The sequence below is a fragment of the Glaciimonas immobilis genome (assembly GCF_011947285.1).
GTDB classification, from domain to species: Bacteria; Pseudomonadota; Gammaproteobacteria; order Burkholderiales; family Burkholderiaceae_D; genus Glaciimonas; species Glaciimonas immobilis.
On the sequence record NZ_JAAOZT010000012.1, the window covers coordinates 326,987 to 345,906 of the forward strand.

17 protein-coding genes are annotated in these 18,920 nt (G+C 51.3%); 7 read left to right on the forward strand and 10 right to left on the reverse strand.

Annotation, left to right across the window (positions count from 1 at the left end):
• Positions 1-347 precede the first annotated feature (347 nt).
• The 4 genes from HAV38_RS18550 (at position 348) to HAV38_RS18565 (ending at position 3,389) form a co-directional block, all read left to right on the forward strand.
• A complete protein-coding gene (locus tag HAV38_RS18550) occupies positions 348-1,589 on the forward strand; it encodes an MFS transporter (RefSeq protein ID WP_168056860.1) in 1,242 nt (413 codons plus the stop codon).
• An 18-nt stretch (positions 1,590-1,607) separates the two neighbouring features.
• Positions 1,608-1,829: a hypothetical protein gene (locus HAV38_RS18555; protein WP_168056861.1), complete on the forward strand. Its 222-nt coding sequence runs from the start codon at positions 1,608-1,610 to the stop codon at positions 1,827-1,829.
• Between the two features lie 71 nt (positions 1,830-1,900).
• A complete protein-coding gene (locus tag HAV38_RS18560; protein ID WP_168056862.1) occupies positions 1,901-2,482 on the forward strand; it encodes a DJ-1/PfpI family protein in 582 nt (193 codons plus the stop codon).
• A 628-nt stretch (positions 2,483-3,110) separates the two neighbouring features.
• Complete coding sequence (locus HAV38_RS18565) at positions 3,111-3,389, forward strand: hypothetical protein (RefSeq protein WP_168056863.1); 279 nt, start codon at positions 3,111-3,113, stop codon at positions 3,387-3,389.
• Positions 3,390-3,401: 12 nt separating this feature from the next.
• Here HAV38_RS18565 and HAV38_RS21690 read toward each other — a convergent pair whose 3' ends face one another.
• The 5 genes from HAV38_RS21690 to HAV38_RS18590 all read right to left on the reverse strand — a co-directional run bounded on the left by HAV38_RS21690 (position 3,402) and on the right by HAV38_RS18590 (position 8,697).
• Positions 3,402-3,557: a hypothetical protein gene (locus tag HAV38_RS21690; protein ID WP_209216807.1), complete on the reverse strand. Its 156-nt coding sequence runs from the start codon at positions 3,555-3,557 to the stop codon at positions 3,402-3,404.
• A gap of 513 nt (positions 3,558-4,070) precedes the next feature.
• Positions 4,071-5,420, reverse strand: a complete 1,350-nt coding sequence (locus tag HAV38_RS18575; RefSeq protein WP_168056864.1) for a GntP family permease — start codon at positions 5,418-5,420, stop codon at positions 4,071-4,073.
• Positions 5,421-5,694: 274 nt separating this feature from the next.
• Entirely contained in the window at positions 5,695-6,078 is a 384-nt protein-coding gene (locus HAV38_RS18580; RefSeq protein WP_168056865.1) for a RidA family protein, read from the reverse strand.
• A gap of 125 nt (positions 6,079-6,203) precedes the next feature.
• Entirely contained in the window at positions 6,204-7,715 is a 1,512-nt protein-coding gene (locus HAV38_RS18585; RefSeq protein WP_168056866.1) for an N-acyl-D-amino-acid deacylase family protein, read from the reverse strand.
• 1 nt (position 7,716) lies between these two features.
• Positions 7,717-8,697 (reverse strand): MurR/RpiR family transcriptional regulator, encoded by a 981-nt coding sequence (locus HAV38_RS18590; protein ID WP_168056867.1) that lies wholly within the window; start codon positions 8,695-8,697, stop codon positions 7,717-7,719.
• A gap of 327 nt (positions 8,698-9,024) precedes the next feature.
• Between HAV38_RS18590 and HAV38_RS18595 the strand changes: the two genes are divergently transcribed.
• From HAV38_RS18595 to HAV38_RS18605, 3 genes are all read left to right on the forward strand, one after another.
• Positions 9,025-10,317 (forward strand): amino acid deaminase, encoded by a 1,293-nt coding sequence (locus HAV38_RS18595; RefSeq protein ID WP_168056868.1) that lies wholly within the window; start codon positions 9,025-9,027, stop codon positions 10,315-10,317.
• A 116-nt stretch (positions 10,318-10,433) separates the two neighbouring features.
• A complete protein-coding gene (locus tag HAV38_RS18600; RefSeq protein WP_168056869.1) occupies positions 10,434-11,114 on the forward strand; it encodes a gamma-glutamylcyclotransferase in 681 nt (226 codons plus the stop codon).
• 742 nt (positions 11,115-11,856) lie between these two features.
• A complete protein-coding gene (locus tag HAV38_RS18605) occupies positions 11,857-13,431 on the forward strand; it encodes a lytic polysaccharide monooxygenase (protein WP_168056870.1) in 1,575 nt (524 codons plus the stop codon).
• Positions 13,432-13,672: 241 nt separating this feature from the next.
• Here the strand turns inward: HAV38_RS18605 and HAV38_RS18610 are convergent, their stop codons facing one another.
• The 5 genes from HAV38_RS18610 to HAV38_RS18630 all read right to left on the reverse strand — a co-directional run bounded on the left by HAV38_RS18610 (position 13,673) and on the right by HAV38_RS18630 (position 18,857).
• Positions 13,673-15,229, reverse strand: a complete 1,557-nt coding sequence (locus tag HAV38_RS18610; protein ID WP_168056871.1) for a 2-isopropylmalate synthase — start codon at positions 15,227-15,229, stop codon at positions 13,673-13,675.
• Positions 15,230-15,802: 573 nt separating this feature from the next.
• A complete protein-coding gene (pssA, locus tag HAV38_RS18615) occupies positions 15,803-16,684 on the reverse strand; it encodes a CDP-diacylglycerol--serine O-phosphatidyltransferase (protein ID WP_168056872.1) in 882 nt (293 codons plus the stop codon).
• 339 nt (positions 16,685-17,023) lie between these two features.
• Complete coding sequence (locus HAV38_RS18620) at positions 17,024-17,662, reverse strand: phosphatidylserine decarboxylase (protein WP_168056873.1); 639 nt, start codon at positions 17,660-17,662, stop codon at positions 17,024-17,026.
• A 257-nt stretch (positions 17,663-17,919) separates the two neighbouring features.
• A complete protein-coding gene (locus HAV38_RS18625; RefSeq protein WP_168056874.1) occupies positions 17,920-18,102 on the reverse strand; it encodes a hypothetical protein in 183 nt (60 codons plus the stop codon).
• The gene (locus HAV38_RS18630; protein WP_168056875.1) at positions 18,099-18,857 is read right to left on the reverse strand and encodes an SIMPL domain-containing protein; all 759 of its coding nucleotides are present in this window, start codon (positions 18,855-18,857) and stop codon (positions 18,099-18,101) included. The genes HAV38_RS18625 and HAV38_RS18630 overlap by 4 nt, the downstream gene beginning before the upstream one ends.
• Between the last annotated feature and the right edge of the window lie 63 nt (positions 18,858-18,920).

Consider the following 18,920-nt stretch of genomic DNA (forward strand, 5'->3'; position numbering starts at 1 on the left):
GGCGTTAACCAATGTTGTGAAATTGCATCACTTTGGACGCCGACCGTTTTGGCAAGCGCGAATGTTTGAACCGGATGGGACAGACAGAGTGTTGGATAGGTGAGGTGAAAACGTATCAAAAGGCGATTGAAACTGCGACTAACTACAACGTTATATCCCGCCTTATATTCTTACTCTGTCGGATACATATTTTGGTTCTTGATTTTATCGTTTAGGCACTAATTTTCCCAATCTAAAAGTAGCAGCTATTCCGCCTGAGAAATAGTGGGTCCCGAAGCCGAAAATCCGGCACTTTTCCTCTCTTCGGTAAAAAATAATGATTTATAGCTTGTCACCCTCACAAATTAATGAAAAAAATATCCTCCCTTAACCGGGCGACGTTAATGTTCCCGCTGGCACTGGTGCTATTTGAATTTTCGGTCTACATCGCCAATGACATGATTCAGCCGGGCATGCTAACGGTCACCAGAGAATTCAATGCGAGCGAGGCCTGGATGGCTTCTGCCATGACCGCCTTTTTATTGGGTGGCGCATTATTCCAGTGGCTGTTTGGCCCCTTGTCCGACCGGATCGGACGGCGCCCGGTGATGCTGGGCGGCACTGTGTTTTTTATCATCGCATGCCTCGCAACTTTATTCTCCAATAGTATCGAAAGCTTCATCATTTTGCGGGTCATACAGGGAATCGGACTGTGTTTTATTTCATCGGTAGGCTACGCTGTGGTGCAAGAAGCATTTGAGGAAAAGGCGGCGGTCAAAGTTACCGCAATGATGGCCAATGTCGCGTTGATCGCCCCGCTGATCGGACCGGTGGCAGGGGCATTCATGATTGGATTGTGGCCCTGGAGAATGGTATTTGTATTCATCGCGGCGGTGTCGACCATCGCATTGATCGGACTGGCCTTGCACATGCCCGAGACCGTCCAGCCGCGTAAAGAGAAATTACCGCTAAGTCACATCTGGCATGACTACTGCGCCGTGTTTCGCAATCGTTACTTTTTGATGGGTGCCCTGTGTATTCCCCTGCTGGCTGTGCCGTTAATCGGCTGGATCGCGATGTCGCCGCTGATTTTGGTGGCAGATGGACACTTGAGCGTCATCGAATATGGGTTATGGCAAATCCCTGTTTTTGGGAGTCTGATCGCTGGCAATCTGGTTCTCGCCATGCAAGCAGATCGGTGGCGCCTTGGAACGTCGGTCGGGTATGCGCTGTATCCCATTGGGTGCGGCATTGCCGTCATGTTGCTGGGTGCTGCCCTATTCAAGACGCCTTACTTTTTGGTCTTGGGTATCAGTCTGATTTCGTTCGGCGAGGGATTGTCAGTGGCGGTAATGGTGCGCTTTACGCTAACCGAAAGCGATATATCAAAAGGCACTGTCGCTGCAGCCATGGGCATCGTGAGCATGCTAATGTACGGGATCGGCATAGAGCTTTATAAGTTACTTTACTTATTTACGGGGATGATGGGCTTTGCGTTACTGTCGACAGCGGTCGCCTTGCTATATTGGCGTCTGTCCGGCAAAGTGGTGCGACGCGCCATGGCGGCGCGCGTTACCGGTCATGGCACCGCGCAAGGATCGGCGCGATGAATCCGGTACACGATCAACATGCAAGACGCTGCGAAGAGACGGACTACAGGTATTGATAAGCTGCCCAATATTATTTATATGCTGGCACAGGCTGGCGCGGAAAGCGCACAATGTATCGAGGTGATTTCCATGCCATGCTTTGATGAGGTTACACCAATCGCCGTTGCGGCGTTGTGCTGCATCAAAGGTAGCATGGGTTTGTCATGGGTTTGTCATGGGTTTGTCACCATATCGCCATAACCTTTTCCTCACGCATTAGTGTTGGTGTTTGCCACTAATATTCCTTCGCACTTTTTAATGAAAGAGATATCATGAGCGCAAAAAAAATCCTGTTCATTGCTGGTGATTATGTCGAAGATTACGAACTAATGGTCCCGTTTCAGGCCTTGCAAATGGTCGGCCATCAGGTGGATGTAGTGTGCCCGGACAAATCCGCTGGCGGCAGTATTCGCACTGCTATTCACGACTTCGAGGGTGATCAGACCTATAGCGAAAAACCGGGTCATCGTTTTTCTTTAAATGCCACGTTTGCCGATGTCGAGGTTGAGCACTATGACGCGCTGCTTATTCCCGGCGGTCGCGCACCGGAATACCTGCGTTTGAACAAACGTGTGATCGAGATCGTGCAACAATTTAATGCCGCCAACAAACCGATTGCGGCAGTATGCCATGGCCCGCAGTTGCTGGCGGTGGCGGGCGTGCTCAAGGGAAAAACCTGCTCCGCGTATCCGGCTTGCGCACCGGAAGTGGAACTGGCCGGTGGAAAATTTGCAGAAATCGAAGTGACGGAAGCGGTCACCGACGGCAATCTGGTCACCGCACCGGCGTGGCCTGCGCATCCGGCATGGTTGGCGCAATTTTTGACGTTATTAGGAACGCGTATCGAGCTGTAGTCGGAGTACCCGCCTTAAGCATATTTGCTTGATGCTAGGGCGTGTTGATATTGAGGAATGAAATGGAATTCTATTAGGTATTGCGGATGTGGTTTGGTTGGTTGATTGTTGAGACGGTTAGTGCTCCGTGGGGAGTGGTCGGGGCGGCCCGACAGCCAGTTTTTCTTGGTTCGGTTGATCGGTAGCTAAAATGGGTAGTGCTCCGTGGATGCTGGTCAGGGGCGGCCCGACACCCGGTCACTTTCTTTTGCTTGGCTAGGCGCCCCCCACCAAAAGAAGAGTAACCAAAGAAAAGGCGACCGCAGACGCGCTGCCCTCCCTTTGGTCGGGTCCCCGATTATTTCGACTATCAGTCGGGTCGAAATACCAACTCGCCTTCGGCTCAAACATGTATTCCGACAATTCCCGACTGACAGCCGAAATAACCGGCATCACCTATGACGGGGTACGTCAACGACAACCGCAACCGCCGCAGCCTTGTTAATTGGAGGGTTGATTGTCTTGGCGATTGAGAGCGCGAATAGTTTAGTACCTTTCTCTCATTGTTTTAGTCATCAGACGGGAATGGAGCGCCGCCGACGTTGACCCATTTGGTTGGTTTGGTTGGTTCGGTTATTCGATAGCTAAAATGGTTAGTGCTCCGTGGATGCTGGCCGGGAGTGGCCCGGCGGCCAGTTACTTCTTTCTTGCTTCGCCAAGAAAAAGTAACCAAAAAGAAGGCGACCGCAGAGGTGCTGCCCTCCCTTTGGTCGGGTCCCCGATTATTTCGACTATCAGCCGGGTCGAAATACCAACTCGCTGGCGCTCAAACATGTATTCCGACAATTCCCGACTGACAGCCGAAATAACCGGCATCACCTATGACGGGGCAGGTCAACAGCAACCGCAACCGCCGCAGCCTTGTTAATTGGATGGTTGATTATCTTGGTTGCGGTCCTTGACGTTGCTGTTGCTGTTGCTGTTGCTGTTGCTGTTGCTGTTGCTGTTGCGGTTGCTGTTGAAGTGGCCCTTGACGTACCCCGTCATTGGCGCTGCCAAGTGTTTTAGTCATCAGGCGGGAATTGTCGGAATACATGTTTGAGCGCCAGCGAGTTGGTATTTCGACCCGACTGATGGCTAAAACGCTTGGGGACCCGAAGGGCAGCGTCGTTGCGGTCGCCTTTTTTTTGGTTACTTTATTTGCGGGGGGCGCCTAGCCAAGCAAAAAAAAGTAACTGGCCGCCGGGCCACTCCCGGCCAGCATCCACGGAGCACTAACCATTTTAGCTATCGACCAACCGGACCACCCAAAACGGGCCCACGTCGTCGACACTCCATTCACATCCTTAAATTTAATATTCGCCGCATCGCCGAATAAAAAGTAGGCAAATGGCTTGTAATAAACCATAAAATCTCAGACATATTACCGGGCGCCGAGCCACAATACCGGATGACTAAAACACCGATACTTTTCGCTGCACCGTTAACATCGACCAGCGCTTCCCGACACCCCAGTTTTAGCTATTTCCCGTAAAAAAAAAGGCCGCATTTCATTAGAAAAGCGGCCATTACAATCATCTTGGTTACAGGTTCTTATATCAGCAGATGCTTACACAACCAATGACAACGCCAGCGTAAACAACAAACCCAGCACTGAAATAAGCGTCTCGCACACGGTCCAGGTTTTGAATGTTTCTGTCACCGTCATGTTGAAGTATTCCTTCACTAGCCAGAATCCGCCATCATTAACGTGCGACAGGATCAGCGAACCGGCACCGGTTGCCAGCACCATGAGTTCTGGCCGGGTACCAGCCACACTTGATACGATAGGCGCAACAATTCCACAGGCAGTAATCATCGCGACCGTGGCAGAACCTGTGGCGACACGAATCAGTGCAGCAACAAACCAGCCCAAGACCAAAGGCGACAAATGCGCGCTGGTAGCAATCCCAACGATAGCGTTTGAAATGCCGCTGTCTTTCAATATCTGTCCGAAGCCTGCGCCTGCACCAACGATGAGGGTGATGCCAGCGATAGGTGCCAGACTCTCTGTCGTAAATTTGAGAATCGCTTCACGATTGAAACCACGTGCTTTACCAAAGGTATAAAAGCTGACCAGAGCGGCAATTAACAGCGCGATGACAGAGTTACCAATCAAGCGCAGAAAGTCGTTGGCGAAAGTCTTTGGAGTGAAGAAAATATCCGCCCAGCTACCCAGCAACATCAGCACGACTGGTAACAGGATCGTCGCTAAAGTAATACCCAAGCCCGGCAAATCGCGTGTGCTATCTTTTTCCACAAATTGCGCCAGCAATGGGTTATCCGGACTAGGAAACACAAACTTCGAAATCAGTCTGGCGAATAAAGGACCGGCAATAATCGCCGTGGGAATACCAACGATGAGCGCGTACACAATGGTACGACCAATGTCAGCGTTGTAAGCGGTTACGGCGTACAGCGCGGCCGGATGCGGAGGGATCAAACCGTGTACCACCGACAAACCGGCGACCATTGGAATACCCACCAGTATCATGTTGGTACCGGTGCGCTTGGCAACGTTAAAGGCAATCGGTATGAGCAACACGAAGCCGACTTCAAAAAAGACGGGTAAGCCGACGATCAATGCCACCACCATCATGGCCCAGTGAACGTTTTTTTGTCCGAAGGCACCAATCAGCGTGTTGGCGATGCGTTCCGCTGCGCCGGACTCCGCCATCATCTTGCCGAACATCGTCCCCAATCCCACCACCAACGCGATGTGACCGAGCGCCCCGCCAACACCTTTTTCATACGATTTGACGATGGTATCCATAGGCATGCCGACTGCGGCACCTAAAATCACGGACACCACGATCAGGACGATGAATGGGTTCATCTTGAATTTTGCAATAAGCACCACGAGCGTAATCACTGCAATCAGTGCGTACGCCAGCAGCATGTTTCCCTGAACCATTTCCATTACCATCTCCTAAGGGTGTGCATGTAAAAAAATCTGTCGGTTGTTTTCAACATTCAGCATCGTGCGAACAAATCTACACTTTCCAGGGTTGACACTTACGGTTTGCGTCGCGCTGGCTTTCGATGCCAGTTGCTGATTATTTCAGGCCTCGCAGGAATTAAGACCTGACATTATTCCAGGCAAATTTTTAGCCGCTCTTTATATCACATCGCTCTTTATCTATAATATTTTTTACACGTGAATGTGTTTCAACGCGCATTATTAAAGCGCGTCATTATCGCTTGAAGGCGATGCAGTCGACTTCTACTTTACAGTCAACCACCATTGACGACTGGACGCAGGCGCGCGCAGGCGGGTTGGCACCGAAGTACTCCTGGAACACCCGGTTGAATGACTGAAAGTCACGGGCGTCGTCAAGCCAAACCCCGCAACGGACGACGTGCTCGGGACCGTAACCGGCCTCGGCCAGAATCGCGAGGACGTTCTTGATCGCCTGATGCGACTGCGCCACGATGCCGCCATCGATGACTTCGCCCTTGACCATCGGCACCTGCCCCGACACATACAACCAGCCATCCGCTTCCACTGCGCGGGAAAATGGCAGATGCTGTCCACCGGTTCCAGTACCGCCTTCTACGCCGTATCGTTTAATTGTCATGTTGATCCCTTTAAAATTATAAATGTGCGGCCTTGTAACTGCAGTGTTGCTTTCCGTGCTGCCTTGACCGGCAACTTTACGGAAGGAGCCGCCATTCCCGACCTGCGAAAAAATGACGGAATTAATTAAATCCCCACTCGTGGCAGAAAGCGCCCCGCACGTTTGCCAGTAGCGCGCTTTTCTGCGCCCCCGCAATACGATAGGACGCCATTTACCCAGACCGCCTCAATCCCTTCGGCTGCTTGCATCGGATTGGTGAAGGTCGCGGCGTCGCGTATGGTTTCTGGGTCGAACAATACCAGATCGGCCCAATAACCTTCTCGCACCAGACCACGATCGATCAGACCGAAGCGCTGCGCTGACAAGCCGGTCATCTTGTTAACGGCTACGGTCAATGAGAATAATTTCTTCTCACGGCTGTAATAACCCAGCACGCGAGGAAATGCGCCCCATAAACGCGGATGCGGCAACGGGTCGTTAGGTAATCCGTCGGAACCGATAACGGTTGCCGGATGGCTCAAAATACGGTTGACGTCATCATCATGCATGCCGTGATAGACCGCGCCGGCTGGTTGTAAGCGTCGGGCGGCTTCCAGCAGATCGACGCTCCATTCGGCGGCTATCGTGGCCAGCATCTTGCCGCCCATCGCTGGATGGGGCGCAGACCACGTGACCTGAATATCAATCGTATCAGTGACTTGCTTTAAGTCGAGCGTCGATGAGCTGGCCGTGTAAGGATAGCAATCGCAACCGACAGGCTGATAGCGTTGCGCTTGCTCTAACGCGGCAAGTACTTCGCCGCTGCGGCCCCAATTGTCGACGCCCGCACACTTCAGATGTGAAATCATGACCGGGACGCGTGCGTGTTTGCCGATCTGGAAGGCCTCCTCCATTGCTTCCAGAATGTCCGCAAATTCACTGCGCAGATGGGTGGCATAAATACCGCCCGCAGCGGCCAGCGGCGCGGCTAAGGCCATTACTTCAGAAGTAGGCGCGCTGATCGCGTTGTCATACGCCAAACCCGTACTCAAACCCAAGGCACCATGCGCCAGCGCTTCGCTTAACTGCAGGCACATGGCGTTGATCTCATCGTCGCTGGCGGCGCGATCAAGGCGATCCATGTGGTTATTGCGCAATGCAGTGTGGCCGACCAGCGCTGCGACATTGAGCGATGGCTGGGCCTGATTGACCGCTGCGACGTAACTTGCAAAAGTCGGATAATTGAATGCATTAGTATCGCCCAATAAATTCATCGGGTCGGGTGGCGCGCCTTTCAGACTCACCGGTGCGGCGCTGATCCCGCAGTTACCGACAATGACCGTGGTGACGCCTTGCGACAGTTTAGGAAACATCTCCGGTTGGCGAATTACGTTGGTATCGTCATGCGTATGCACGTCGATAAATCCGGGGCTCAACACCCTTCCGTGACCATCAATTTTTTGTGTTGCTTGCCAACCGTCCAGCGCACCAACCGCTGCAATGCGCAGGATGCGCCCGTTGAGGATGAGGACGTCGGCTGCGAACGGCGCTGCGCCGCTGCCATCGATTAACGACACATTGCTAATTAATGTGTCGCAGGTGCTGTCGCCATTGCCTGTATCGGGACTGCTATTGTTCGTGGTTGTTGCGCCAGTCATATCAATCTCCTAGCGGCCCGCGATTGCCGCTTCCTAAGTGCGTATCAAGCGTGAATTTTAGCCGTCGCAATAATTCCTGACTATGATCCTTTTGCAGCAGTGCCAGTTCAGCCATCACTACATCGAGTACCATCATCATCGCGTAGCGCGACGATGATGGTTTATAAATGAAATCGGTTTCCAGCGACATGATCGGCAACACGACATCGGCGATCTGGGCCAATTGCGATCCTGCCGCCGTGATGGCAATCAGACATACGCCGTACTCTTTGGCTACCTCGCAACTGGCAAGCAGTTCGGGGACATTTCCAGACGTAGAAAACGCAAGCACTACGTCGTTTTTATCCAGCGTAGCGGCGACCATACGCTGCAACAAGGCGTCGTGATACGTGGCGGCGGGCCGCCCTAAACGTACCAGTCGATACTGCGCCTCATCAGATAACATGGTCGAACCGCCGCCCATGCCGAAGGCATAAATCATGCGTGCATTCCGCAATAAACCCGCGGCACGTTGCAGGGCATCCTGATTTAACAGGGCGCGATTGACTTCCAGGACTTTGCCTATATCCGCATAAATAACGTCTGCAATCTGAGGCACGCGCTCTCCTTCTGCCGCCGGCAGTTCTGCGCGGAGAAATCGCTCACCGATGGCAGTCGCCTGTCCCAGTTTCATCTTCATGTCGCGGACATCCCTGCATCCTATGGCACGGGCGAAGCGAGTGACACTGGCCTGACTGACGCCAGCCCGTGTTGCCAACGTGCCGATACTGGCCGCGGCAGCGAGCGGCAAATCTGCCAAAATTGTGTGCCCAACTTTTTGCTCTGCCTGCCTTAGCTGGCTGCTGCGTTCCGAAATACGGCACACGATATCGAACGTATGTAAGACGGAACGGGGCGCGGTGTGCGCGCCGATATGTAATCGGGTATGTAGGGCCGTTTTATTACTGGTATGCCCCGTAACGGCAGCCGACAAAGGTGCCATGCGCGCTCTTTTCTTATTCAAAATATGACCTATTCTCAAAAGGGCTTACAAATCTGCCCGGGCAGCATCGTGTTCTCCACGCATACTAGCGCACTGTCCCACCTGGCAGGATTCACAAACCGATTTCCGGGACACTATTCGCAGGCTCTACAAGAGCTGTAGTAGGTCAAGCTTAGGTAACCTTGTGAAGGTTACCACGCGGTGAAATTTTTTTGTGTTACTTTATATCATACGAAAAATATTCTTCATTAAGAATAAAAAACAATATTTTGGGGCATTATTTTGTCCTTTGCGGGCAAAAAACGAGCGCAAACGAGGGAATTATCTATGGATGATACAAACTATCACAGCGCTATCAAGGCACCGGTTCTGCTGCCGCTGAATAAAGGCTTAGGCGACGTTCAACAACCGTTGCCCACCGCAGCGGTCAAGGATTTGCGCTGGAACTTACTACGTGAGGACGTCAGCTTGCCTGCCGCCGTACTATATGAAGAACGCCTTCAGCATAACTTGGAATGGATGCAGCAATTTGTCTCTGAATATGGCGTCAAGTTAGCCCCGCATGGCAAAACCACGATGGCACCGGCATTATTTGCCCGGCAAATAGCGGGCGGTGCTTGGGGTATTACACTGGCGACCGCTCATCAAAGCCGCGTGGCGTATGTGCACGGGGTGCGACGTGTGATCATGGCAAATCAACTTATTGGTAAGCAGAATATGGCGATCGTCTCGGACTTGCTGACTGATCCAGCGTTCGAATATTACTGTCTGGTGGATTCTGCGCAGGGGGTGGATTTGTTAGGGGCGTTCTTCAAGGAACGTCACCAGACCTTGCACGTTTTGCTAGAACTGGGCGTTGACGGTGGCCGCACGGGTGTTCGGAACGCCGCACAACAAAGTGCTGTGCTAAACGCCATCGCAGAATGGAAGGGTCATATCGTTCTGGCTGGAATTGAGCTGTATGAAGGTGTTTTGAAAGAAGAAGCGGAAATCCGGGCGTTTTTGCAACGCGCCGTGACGTGTACCAAAGGCCTCGCGGATGCTGGTCAATTTGCCGAGCGAGCGGCGCTTCGCCCCGTCATCCTGACCGGCGCCGGTTCAGCCTGGTACGACGTAGTGGCGGAGGAGTTTTCCAGGGCTGACATTGGTTTGCCGCTGGACGTGATCCTGCGCCCCGGCTGTTATTTAACGCATGACGTCGGCGTTTATCGTGCATCGCAGGAACAAATCCAGACCCGTAATCCGGTGGCTCAAAAAATGCGTAGCAGTCTGTTGCCGGCTCTCCAGTTATGGGCTTATGTGCAATCCGTGCCGGAGCCCGGCAAAGCAATTATCGCGCTTGGTAAACGGGATGCGGCGTTCGATGCCGGGTTGCCGCAACCGGCCAAACAGTATCGACCCGGCACCCAAGCACCTTTGGCAACCCCAACCCACTGGCAATTGACGGGCATGATGGACCAGCATGCTTATATGCACATTGCTGAGGGCGACGATATCAAAGTCGGGGACATGATCGCTTTTGATATTTCACATCCCTGCCTGACTTTCGATAAATGGCGGCAAATCGCCGTAGTCAACCCTGCATTTGAGGTGATTGATGTGGTTCACACTTTCTTCTGATAAATTCTGTTGAAATTAACGCTGAAAGTATGACGCGCTGAGCGGCGCGCAAGAATATTATCGAAAAACTATGAGGTCGCTTGCACAAAAGCCGTTGCCCAGCTTATCCTGAGGTAATGAGTATAACGCGTCAGGACCTCGAACAAGACCGCTTGCGTAACGCACTGATCAACACGCCGATCGCTGGCTCGTTCCTCTCGGAAGAAACGTTAGAAGCCTCGTGGCGGGGCGCGCTGGCGTCGTTGCCGCCGCATACCGATGGCATCTGGCTGTTCGGCTATGGCTCGCTCATCTGGAATCCGATGGTCCTGTTCACCCAGCGACGGCGGGCCACATTGCACGGCTATCATCGCGGATTTTATTTATATTCAAATATCAATCGCGGGACGGTAGACAAGCCCGGATTGGTATTGGGTCTGGATCGTGGCGGTTGCTGCAACGGCGTGGCATTTTGGATTCCAGCAGCGAATATAGAAACAGAGTTACGCATGCTATGGCGCCGCGAGATGCTGACAGGTGCCTACTTGCCGCGCTGGCTATCGATTCGACTACCAGCAACCGATATCAATCCTCCACATCAAGTCAGAGCGCTGGCGTTTGTGATGAACCGTCATCATGCGGGATACGCCGGACGCCTTTCCGATGCGATTATTATTTCTCACTTGCGCGACGCGACCGGATTGTACGGACCGGCCAGAGATTATCTGCAACATACGCTGGAGGGCTTACTTAAAGAGGGGCTGAACGATTCTTATCTGGCGCGTTTATGGACGCAATTACAAAACGAGCCGCGGTAAGCTTCGGTGTAGAAACCACGATCCGCCTGACCGGCAACCGGCCTGACGCGCAGCGCGCTGCAACCTTATTCCTCGCACTATGTATGATCTAACGCCAAGGGCTAATTTACTTGGCTCCCAAAGTAAGATACACATAACAGTCAGGTAAACGCCGACCTCAGCTTTGACAATGTTGCGGCTGACGCTACACAGCTCACTCGTCAAACCTCCCCACTTGCCCTAGTGCTTATTCGACTCTGTGTTGACAAGAATACGCAGCTCTTTCGATTCCGCAACCGGCGGCATCCCGTAAGAAATAGCGCATGAAGAGCGCATGGAAGAGCACGAAAAATCATAATTGGGAAAAATCCCATTTTCAACTTTAGCTGCTGGCCTTATTCTTCGGGTCAGCAAGTCAGGAAACATTCCACCGTCCCTTAGTCACGTATCGCACCACATATTCGTTAAGTGTTTTTATATGAACGCGAGGGGCCGACTCGCAGGACAATATTCAATCAATGCGTTTAAAACGGATATCGATACAGAATTGTCTCGCCTCCCTACGACCTTTTCTTAGTCAAGTCACGCCCTTCTCTCATTCAGTTCGAGCACTTGTCGGGTGTTCAGCCTTGATCCAAAACCCCACAATGATGCTCATCAACTGGTGACCTGCAAGCCCTACAGGACTGCATACGTCATCCATTGAATCCTGGGTCGTTCTACAGAACGACTTGTTATTTACACTATCAAAAGGCTTCATCAAATGTTTACATCAGCTTCAAAGAAAAACCTGGGAAAATTATCCCTGGGATTAACACTGGTACTTGGTTCGCTTATGGCACAACAAGCATCGGCCCATGGCTACATCGAATCACCAAAAAGCCGTTCACTGCTTTGCTATCAAGGTGCCAATACCGGTTGCCGCGAGCCGTACGAGCCACAAGGCGTTGAATATAGTGCTGGCGATCCATACGGTAACTTGCAGCCTGGCCGCGAAGCCTTTCCTACCGGCGGTCCAAAGGATGGCAATATTGCCGCCGGTGGCCTTGGCGGTAAATACGGTAACCTGAACCCACAGACAGCAGATCGTTGGAAAAAAACCGACGTTCACACTGGACAAAATACATTCAAATGGCATTACACCGCCGCGCATCGTACGTCTTATTGGCAATTCTTTATCACCAAAAAAGGCTGGAACCCAAATATGCCTTTGTCGCGTGCTTCGTTTGAATGGACACCTATCGGTCAAGAAGTGCATAACGGTACCAACGCAGATAGTAAACTCGGCGGTATGAAATCGCAGCATTCACTGAACATTCCTGCTGACCGCAGTGGTTATCACGTGATTTTGGCAACATGGAAAACCTCCGATACTTCGGCTTCGTTTTACCAGGTTGTTGATGTCAACGTAAAGAATGACGGCGTCGTGCCATCGGTATGGAAAGGCGTTGGTTCAATTGCACCAAGCCAGACAGATTTGCCAGTCGACACAGTCATCAAAGCACGGGTTATGGTAGATGGATCGGAAGATGCAACTAAAGAAACTGTACTGACTATCGGCAGCGCGCAAGAAGGTAAGAGTAACCAGTGGCCACATCAGTTGGCAACCCAAATCAATGCAGAAAACCTTGGCTACAAAGCAGGCCAGTTGAATGCAAATGATCAAGTCAAGCCAGCCTACGGTCTGAACACTGCCTATGTTCAAAAGGATAGCAAAATCACTAACGTATGGGTGGATATTCAACAAGCTATTCCTGCATACTCAATCGCTGTCAGCGGCGTCAATGCAAGTTACAAAGCGGACAACGGCAAGGTCACTCTGCGTTTCAACGTTAAGACTACTGGCGATTCAAGCCACGTAACAAACGTGGTGTATAACGCGCAAAACAAAGAAGTAGCCCGTAGCGAAGGAAAAGATGTAGAAGACGGTACTGAACAGTTCACAGTAACGGTTGATCAAGCGGTAGCCGGTACTTACGATCTGGTCACCATTGGAAAACCAGCTTCTGGCGCGCTCAAACAGAAAACCACAGCTTTCAAAATTGTGGCTGCCGATATTGTTGACCCTATCGTTCCTGTTGATCCTGTTGATCCTGTTGATCCTGTTGATCCTATCGTTCCTGTTGAGCCGGTTGATCCTGTCAACCCAGGTCAAGAGTGCCAGCCATTGTGGAAGACTATGACTGCGTATCAAGACGGAGATAAGGTGCAACATAACGGCCGCATTTACCTTGCAAAATGGTACACAACACGTGAGCCAGGCAATCCAGCGTACACCGATACTGTCGGTCAAGGTTGGGGTTATGAGTGGGCGGATGTTGGAGCGTGCAATAAATAAGTAAACAATTTTAAGTAATTAACTTTTAAGCAATTAACTTTTAAATAATTAACTTTTTATTATTCAATAAACGTGTAACTTTCCTGCAGAATCATGCTGTTTAACGGTTCCGCAGGAAGTACTACCAAGTAATTTCATCGCCCGGCGCATTGCGTCGGGCTTTTTGCTGTTTACGAAGGAGTTATCCAGATGCAGAACGATTAACGCTTGCCTGTCTGGCGCGCGGCCTCCGGACCCGGCATCAGGTCGCCAACTGAGGATTCAACTTTTCTGCCCGCGAATGCAATTTGTTTAACGCACTCAGATAGGCTTTGGCCGAGGCCACCACAATATCCAGATCAGCGCCGACGCCGTTGACTATCCGCCCTGCCTTGGACAAACGCATGGTAACTTCACCTTGCGACTGCGTTCCGGTAGTGATGGCATTGACCAGAAACAACAGCAGTTCCGATCCGCTCTCCACCTTGGTTTCGATTGCATTCACGATAGCATCCACCGGACCATTTCCCTGCCCTTCGCATGTGACCTCTTGACCATCGATTGAAAAGGTCACCCTGACGCTTGGTTTTTCACCGGTTTCCGAATGCTGCGATAAGGACACGTAACGATAACGTTCGTCCTCGTGCGACTGTTGCGCGCTAGAGACTAGGGCAATAATGTCCTCGTCAAAAATATCCGATTTTTGATCTGCCAATTCTTTAAAACGGGCAAAGGCAGCATTGATTTCGGCTTCTGAATCAAGATCAATCCCAAGATCCTGCAGACGCTGTTTAAAGGCATTGCGACCGGATAATTTACCGAGAACGATCTTGTTGGCGCTCCACCCCACATCCTCCGCCCGCATGATTTCATACGTATCACGCGCCTTCAACACACCATCCTGATGAATCCCGGATGCGTGGGCAAATGCGTTGGCTCCCACTACAGCCTTATTCGGCTGGACGACAAAGCCAGTAATCTGCGATACCAGTCGCGAGGCCGCCAAAATTTGCGTCGTATCGATCGCGACATCAAGATTGAAGTAATCGCGACGGGTTTTGACCGCCATTACAATTTCTTCTAGAGCAGTATTACCCGCACGCTCACCGAGACCATTAATCGTACATTCGACCTGACGCGCCCCGCCGATCATCACGCCCGCCAATGAATTAGCGACCGCCATGCCCAAATCATTATGACAATGCACCGACCAGATAACCTTGTCCGAATTAGGAATCCGTTCGCGCAATGTCTTCAGCATGTGACCGTACAGTTCCGGTACGCCATACCCGACAGTGTCGGCAAAGTTAATGGTCGTTGCACCTTCCTTGATCACCGCTTCCAGCACACGACAAAGAAAATCCAACTCCGAACGACTGCCGTCTTCCGGGCTGAACTCCACATCGTCGGTGAAGTTGCGCGCATAACGGACGGCCATCTTGGCTTGTTCAAAGACCTGGTCCGGACTCATGCGCAACTTTTTTTCCATATGCAATGGCGAGGTGGCCAGAAACGTGTGGATACGCTTGCGCTCAGCAGGTTTCAGCGCTTCGGCGGCACGCGCGATGTCTTTATCATTAGCGCGGGACAACGAACAAACCGTCGATTCCCTGATGATTCCGGCAATCGCTTTGATGGCTTCGAAGTCACCGGGTGAAGCAGCGGCAAAACCCGCCTCGATCACGTCGACCTTCATCCGCTCCAACTGTTTGGCAATACGGATTTTTTCGTCCTTGGTCATGGACGCGCCGGGAGATTGCTCGCCATCACGTAAAGTGGTGTCGAATATGATGAGTTTTTCGGGTGAGTTGGCTGCCATGCTGTGCTCCTGAATGTGCTATTAAATAATCATAGAACTTACGCAAAATCGCCCCAGCGCGTTGTGCCTTCCTTGCCGCCAACGTGGCCCGGCCCTCACATGCTGTCTGCGTTGGCAGAGTTGGTAAGCCCGTTGCTAGGACGGTTTTGCGTAAGTCCTCAAGCATTTTAAGGCTCTATGACTATACTCCAGCTGACTCTTCACGATCCATGTATACCGCTTTAAAATACTGCAACGCGCCTTTTGTCAGGGTCAGATGTGATCCCGGGGGCAAGCTTAAGGGCCGTGGCCGTATAGGTCACGGGAATATCACCTGAAGGTATGGTGTGAGTCTTGGGGAAGTGAGTCGAGGGCGGAAGTGAGCATGGCGGACCATGCATTCAGGGCGAGCCTTTGCGCTGCTTTACGACTGAGTAAGTACGAATTATCTGCATGATTTCTGATGAAAATCTGCAGATTACGTAATTGAGCGAGCCATAACGGAGCCCTTAGGATAGTGCCAATGCAAAATAAGTACTTCAAAAGGTATTAGAGTACCTATTTTGCAATTTTGACAATAGACTGCAAGCCTATCTATTTTTCTTCGCGCTCATGTTCGTGTTCAGTTTGCAATATGCTAACCGGCTTGCCCTTAAAGAGACGCCAGAAATATACCCCTAAACCCGACAATCCATACAGCACAAACAGGCCGAACAATACCTTGGATGGGGCGCTGGAAATAACGACCAATATCAGCACCACTACAAACGCTGCGATAAATGGCACCGGTTTGCGCAGGTTGATATCCTTAAAACTGTAGAAAGGCACGTTGGTCACCATCGTCAAACCCGCATAAAGGGTGATAACCCATGCAACCCAGTTTAAATCCGCACCCACAAAACCGAGGTCATCCATAATCCAGACGAAACCGGCAACTAACGCTGCCGCCGCAGGACTGGGCAAACCCTGAAAATAACGCTTATCGACTACCGTAATATTAGTATTGAATCGGGCAAGCCTTAAAGCAGCACCGGCGCAATACACAAACGCGGCCAGCCAGCCTAATTTGCCCATGCCGCGCAACGACCACTCATACACGACCAGCGCCGGAGCGGCACCAAAGGACACCATATCGGACAAGCTATCGTATTGAGCGCCAAATTCGCTCTGGGTATTGGTCATTCGCGCGACGCGACCGTCTAAACTATCGAGCACCATCGCGGCAAAGATTGCAATCGAGGCATAATCGAACTTCAAATTCATCGCCATCACAATTGCATAAAAGCCACAAAAAAGGGCCGCAGTTGTAAAGGCATTCGGCAACAAATAAACGCCCCGGCGCCGTAAACTCGGCCGTCTTGGACCTTCATCCTCATCGTCCTCCTGATATGGCGTACGCAGAGAATTTTTTGTGCGCAATGTCTTGGGGAACTGTGCAACGTTACTCTTCGCCTTGCGGCGGGGGAAAGTAGCCATGTGAATTCCGTTTCGATCTATAAAAACAAATTTATGGCGCCACTAAGAAAATCGGCACCATTCAGACTAATAGGACTAACGCAAAATCGCTTGGTGGCCTTGGTCTCCACTAGCCATCCACGCAACCAGGCGCTTACGCGCATCTTCCTTGGCGATACGAGTTAGACGCCAGTCGCTCAGACTATCGGCTGTAGGTCCGGCTGATACTGGCAGTTGCCCGGAAAAGCAAATGTGTTTTACGTGATGGCTACCGGTGCGTTGACATTGCCGATCTCTCGCTAAACAGGTGATAACACATCGTTATTGATCTGTTATGGCTCCGTTATCGACCAAATGGGTTTAAAACTCGGCCAATATGGTCTCAGTGGCAGAGACTTTATCTCCTACGGCCACTTTAGGTGTAGCCGTCAAAGGTAAATAGACATCCACCCGCGAACCAAAACGGATGAAACCATACCGCTGACCGCGCGCAAGGGTATCGCCGACCTTGACGTAACACAGAATTCGACGGGCAATTAATCCTGCCACCTGCACGCAAGTGACGGTTTGACCGTTTTTGGCAGTAATGACCAATGCGTTACGTTCGTTTTCTATCGATGCTTTGTCCAGGTCGGCATTAACGAACTTACCGGGGAAGTATTGCATCGTTTCGATCTTGCCATCCACTGGCGCGCGATTGGAGTGCACATTGAAAACATTCATGAACACGCTAATCTTTAATGCTTCACGGTTAGCGTACGGGTCATGCGCTTTTTCAACGACGACAATGCGCCCATCTGCAGGAGAAATCACTGCGCCGGGATTTTGCGGAATAACACGTGGAGGATCGCGGAAAAATTGTAATACGAATAAGGCAATAATCCAAAAAGGAATGGACCAGCCAATCGACAAAAAGCTGACCAACAGCGCCACGGCAAATGCGATGGCGAGAAATGGCCAACCTTCGCGGGCGATAATAGGATGTGGATAATTATTCAACTGCGCTCCGGAGTGTCTTAAGATGATGGAAATTTGATAGCGTGGCTATTCTAGTCGAGCGGGGGCAAAATGTAACCTTTTGCGTTGCAATCAACGATTAATTCGTTCATTGAGTCAGTCACTGACGCAATCAATTAGTCAATCACGGAATAATCATAAGCCGAAATTATCTAGCCCGCAGCACTAAACTTTCCGTCTTTAAGCGCCCCAAAAATACATCTCTTAACATTCAGCCATGCTCCGGGTATAACCAGCCCCTATTTTTGCTGGTCATCAATGGCTTTCTGTCGCTCCTTGTACTGCTGTTGCATTTGACCATCTAGCGCCTTTGTTTGCTCCAACGCGTCGCGCTGCGGTTTTAAAATATCTCCTGGCGACGCGGCAGGCTTGCAGGCTACCAAAGTCAAGCTGGCTAATAGTCCGGCGGCCAAAGCTCTCATTTGAAGCGCACCTTGCCGACCACGCGCATAGTTAAGGTAGTTTCCCCGGGTTCAAAACTTGGCTCTTCGACCTGCGTGCTGTCCATAGGCGCTGCCGAACGCATCATCATCGCTGCCTTTGGCATGGCACCTTCCGGCGCGTAATTGCCAGAACCTTCAAAATCGATGGTGTCCAGTACCGCATCCGACTCACTACGGCCCATCGCACGCGCAATGGAACCAATACGTTGGTTCAAATTGAGATAAGTCGCGGCGATCCGCTGATCGTCCAGCTTCTTGCTGGTTGCATCCGACAGACCGAAATTCAAACCATTGAGGCCAAGTAGGCTCTGAACGGCGGCCACAGTCTTCGGCAAACTAGTGAGATTGGTGGTCGTTGCATCTAGATACTGACCGACCCGCCAACCGGTCGGCAGGCGCGGTTTGCTGGTGCTGGCTCGCGGCTGGGTTTCTTCTGGATATACTGGATAGGTGTAATAACCACGGGTCTGCAAAATTGCCTGCGGATCCTGGCGTTTTAAAATGTCGGTGCCTTGTTTCATTTTCAGATTTACGCGCGATGCAGCGGCAGCTTTGTCTTTATCCTGCTCTTCGATATTGAACGTAACGCGGACCTGATCATTGGCGTGTCGGACCTCGCCGTAGGCGGGGACAACTACCAAAGCACCGGTTGTCTGCACCTTGTTTTGTGCGTGTGCGCTCAAACTTGCTACGGTCAAGAAAGATAAGAGTACCAACTTGCGATATCGCGACATAATATTTCCCAGGAAAAAGGAGGCAGGATCCAGCCCCATAAGTTGCATTAACACTTAACAGAT

What these genes read in the sequence shown, in the direction of transcription:
- HAV38_RS18610 (WP_168056871.1), bottom strand. Translation starts at nt 15,229, where the DNA reads ATGGCAGCCAACTCACCCGAAAAACTCATCATATTCGACACCACTTTA.
- HAV38_RS18595 (WP_168056868.1), top strand. Translation starts at nt 9,025, where the DNA reads ATGGATGATACAAACTATCACAGCGCTATCAAGGCACCGGTTCTGCTG.
- HAV38_RS18625 (WP_168056874.1), bottom strand. Translation starts at nt 18,102, where the DNA reads ATGAGAGCTTTGGCCGCCGGACTATTAGCCAGCTTGACTTTGGTAGCC.
- HAV38_RS21690 (WP_209216807.1), bottom strand. Translation starts at nt 3,557, where the DNA reads ATGTATTCCGACAATTCCCGCCTGATGACTAAAACACTTGGCAGCGCC.
- HAV38_RS18630 (WP_168056875.1), bottom strand. Translation starts at nt 18,857, where the DNA reads ATGTCGCGATATCGCAAGTTGGTACTCTTATCTTTCTTGACCGTAGCA.
- pssA (WP_168056872.1), bottom strand. Translation starts at nt 16,684, where the DNA reads ATGGCTACTTTCCCCCGCCGCAAGGCGAAGAGTAACGTTGCACAGTTC.
- HAV38_RS18605 (WP_168056870.1), top strand. Translation starts at nt 11,857, where the DNA reads ATGTTTACATCAGCTTCAAAGAAAAACCTGGGAAAATTATCCCTGGGA.
- HAV38_RS18580 (WP_168056865.1), bottom strand. Translation starts at nt 6,078, where the DNA reads ATGACAATTAAACGATACGGCGTAGAAGGCGGTACTGGAACCGGTGGA.
- HAV38_RS18555 (WP_168056861.1), top strand. Translation starts at nt 1,608, where the DNA reads ATGCAAGACGCTGCGAAGAGACGGACTACAGGTATTGATAAGCTGCCC.
- HAV38_RS18550 (WP_168056860.1), top strand. Translation starts at nt 348, where the DNA reads ATGAAAAAAATATCCTCCCTTAACCGGGCGACGTTAATGTTCCCGCTG.
- HAV38_RS18575 (WP_168056864.1), bottom strand. Translation starts at nt 5,420, where the DNA reads ATGGAAATGGTTCAGGGAAACATGCTGCTGGCGTACGCACTGATTGCA.
- HAV38_RS18585 (WP_168056866.1), bottom strand. Translation starts at nt 7,715, where the DNA reads ATGACTGGCGCAACAACCACGAACAATAGCAGTCCCGATACAGGCAAT.
- HAV38_RS18565 (WP_168056863.1), top strand. Translation starts at nt 3,111, where the DNA reads ATGGTTAGTGCTCCGTGGATGCTGGCCGGGAGTGGCCCGGCGGCCAGT.
- HAV38_RS18590 (WP_168056867.1), bottom strand. Translation starts at nt 8,697, where the DNA reads ATGGCACCTTTGTCGGCTGCCGTTACGGGGCATACCAGTAATAAAACG.
- HAV38_RS18600 (WP_168056869.1), top strand. Translation starts at nt 10,434, where the DNA reads ATGAGTATAACGCGTCAGGACCTCGAACAAGACCGCTTGCGTAACGCA.
- HAV38_RS18560 (WP_168056862.1), top strand. Translation starts at nt 1,901, where the DNA reads ATGAGCGCAAAAAAAATCCTGTTCATTGCTGGTGATTATGTCGAAGAT.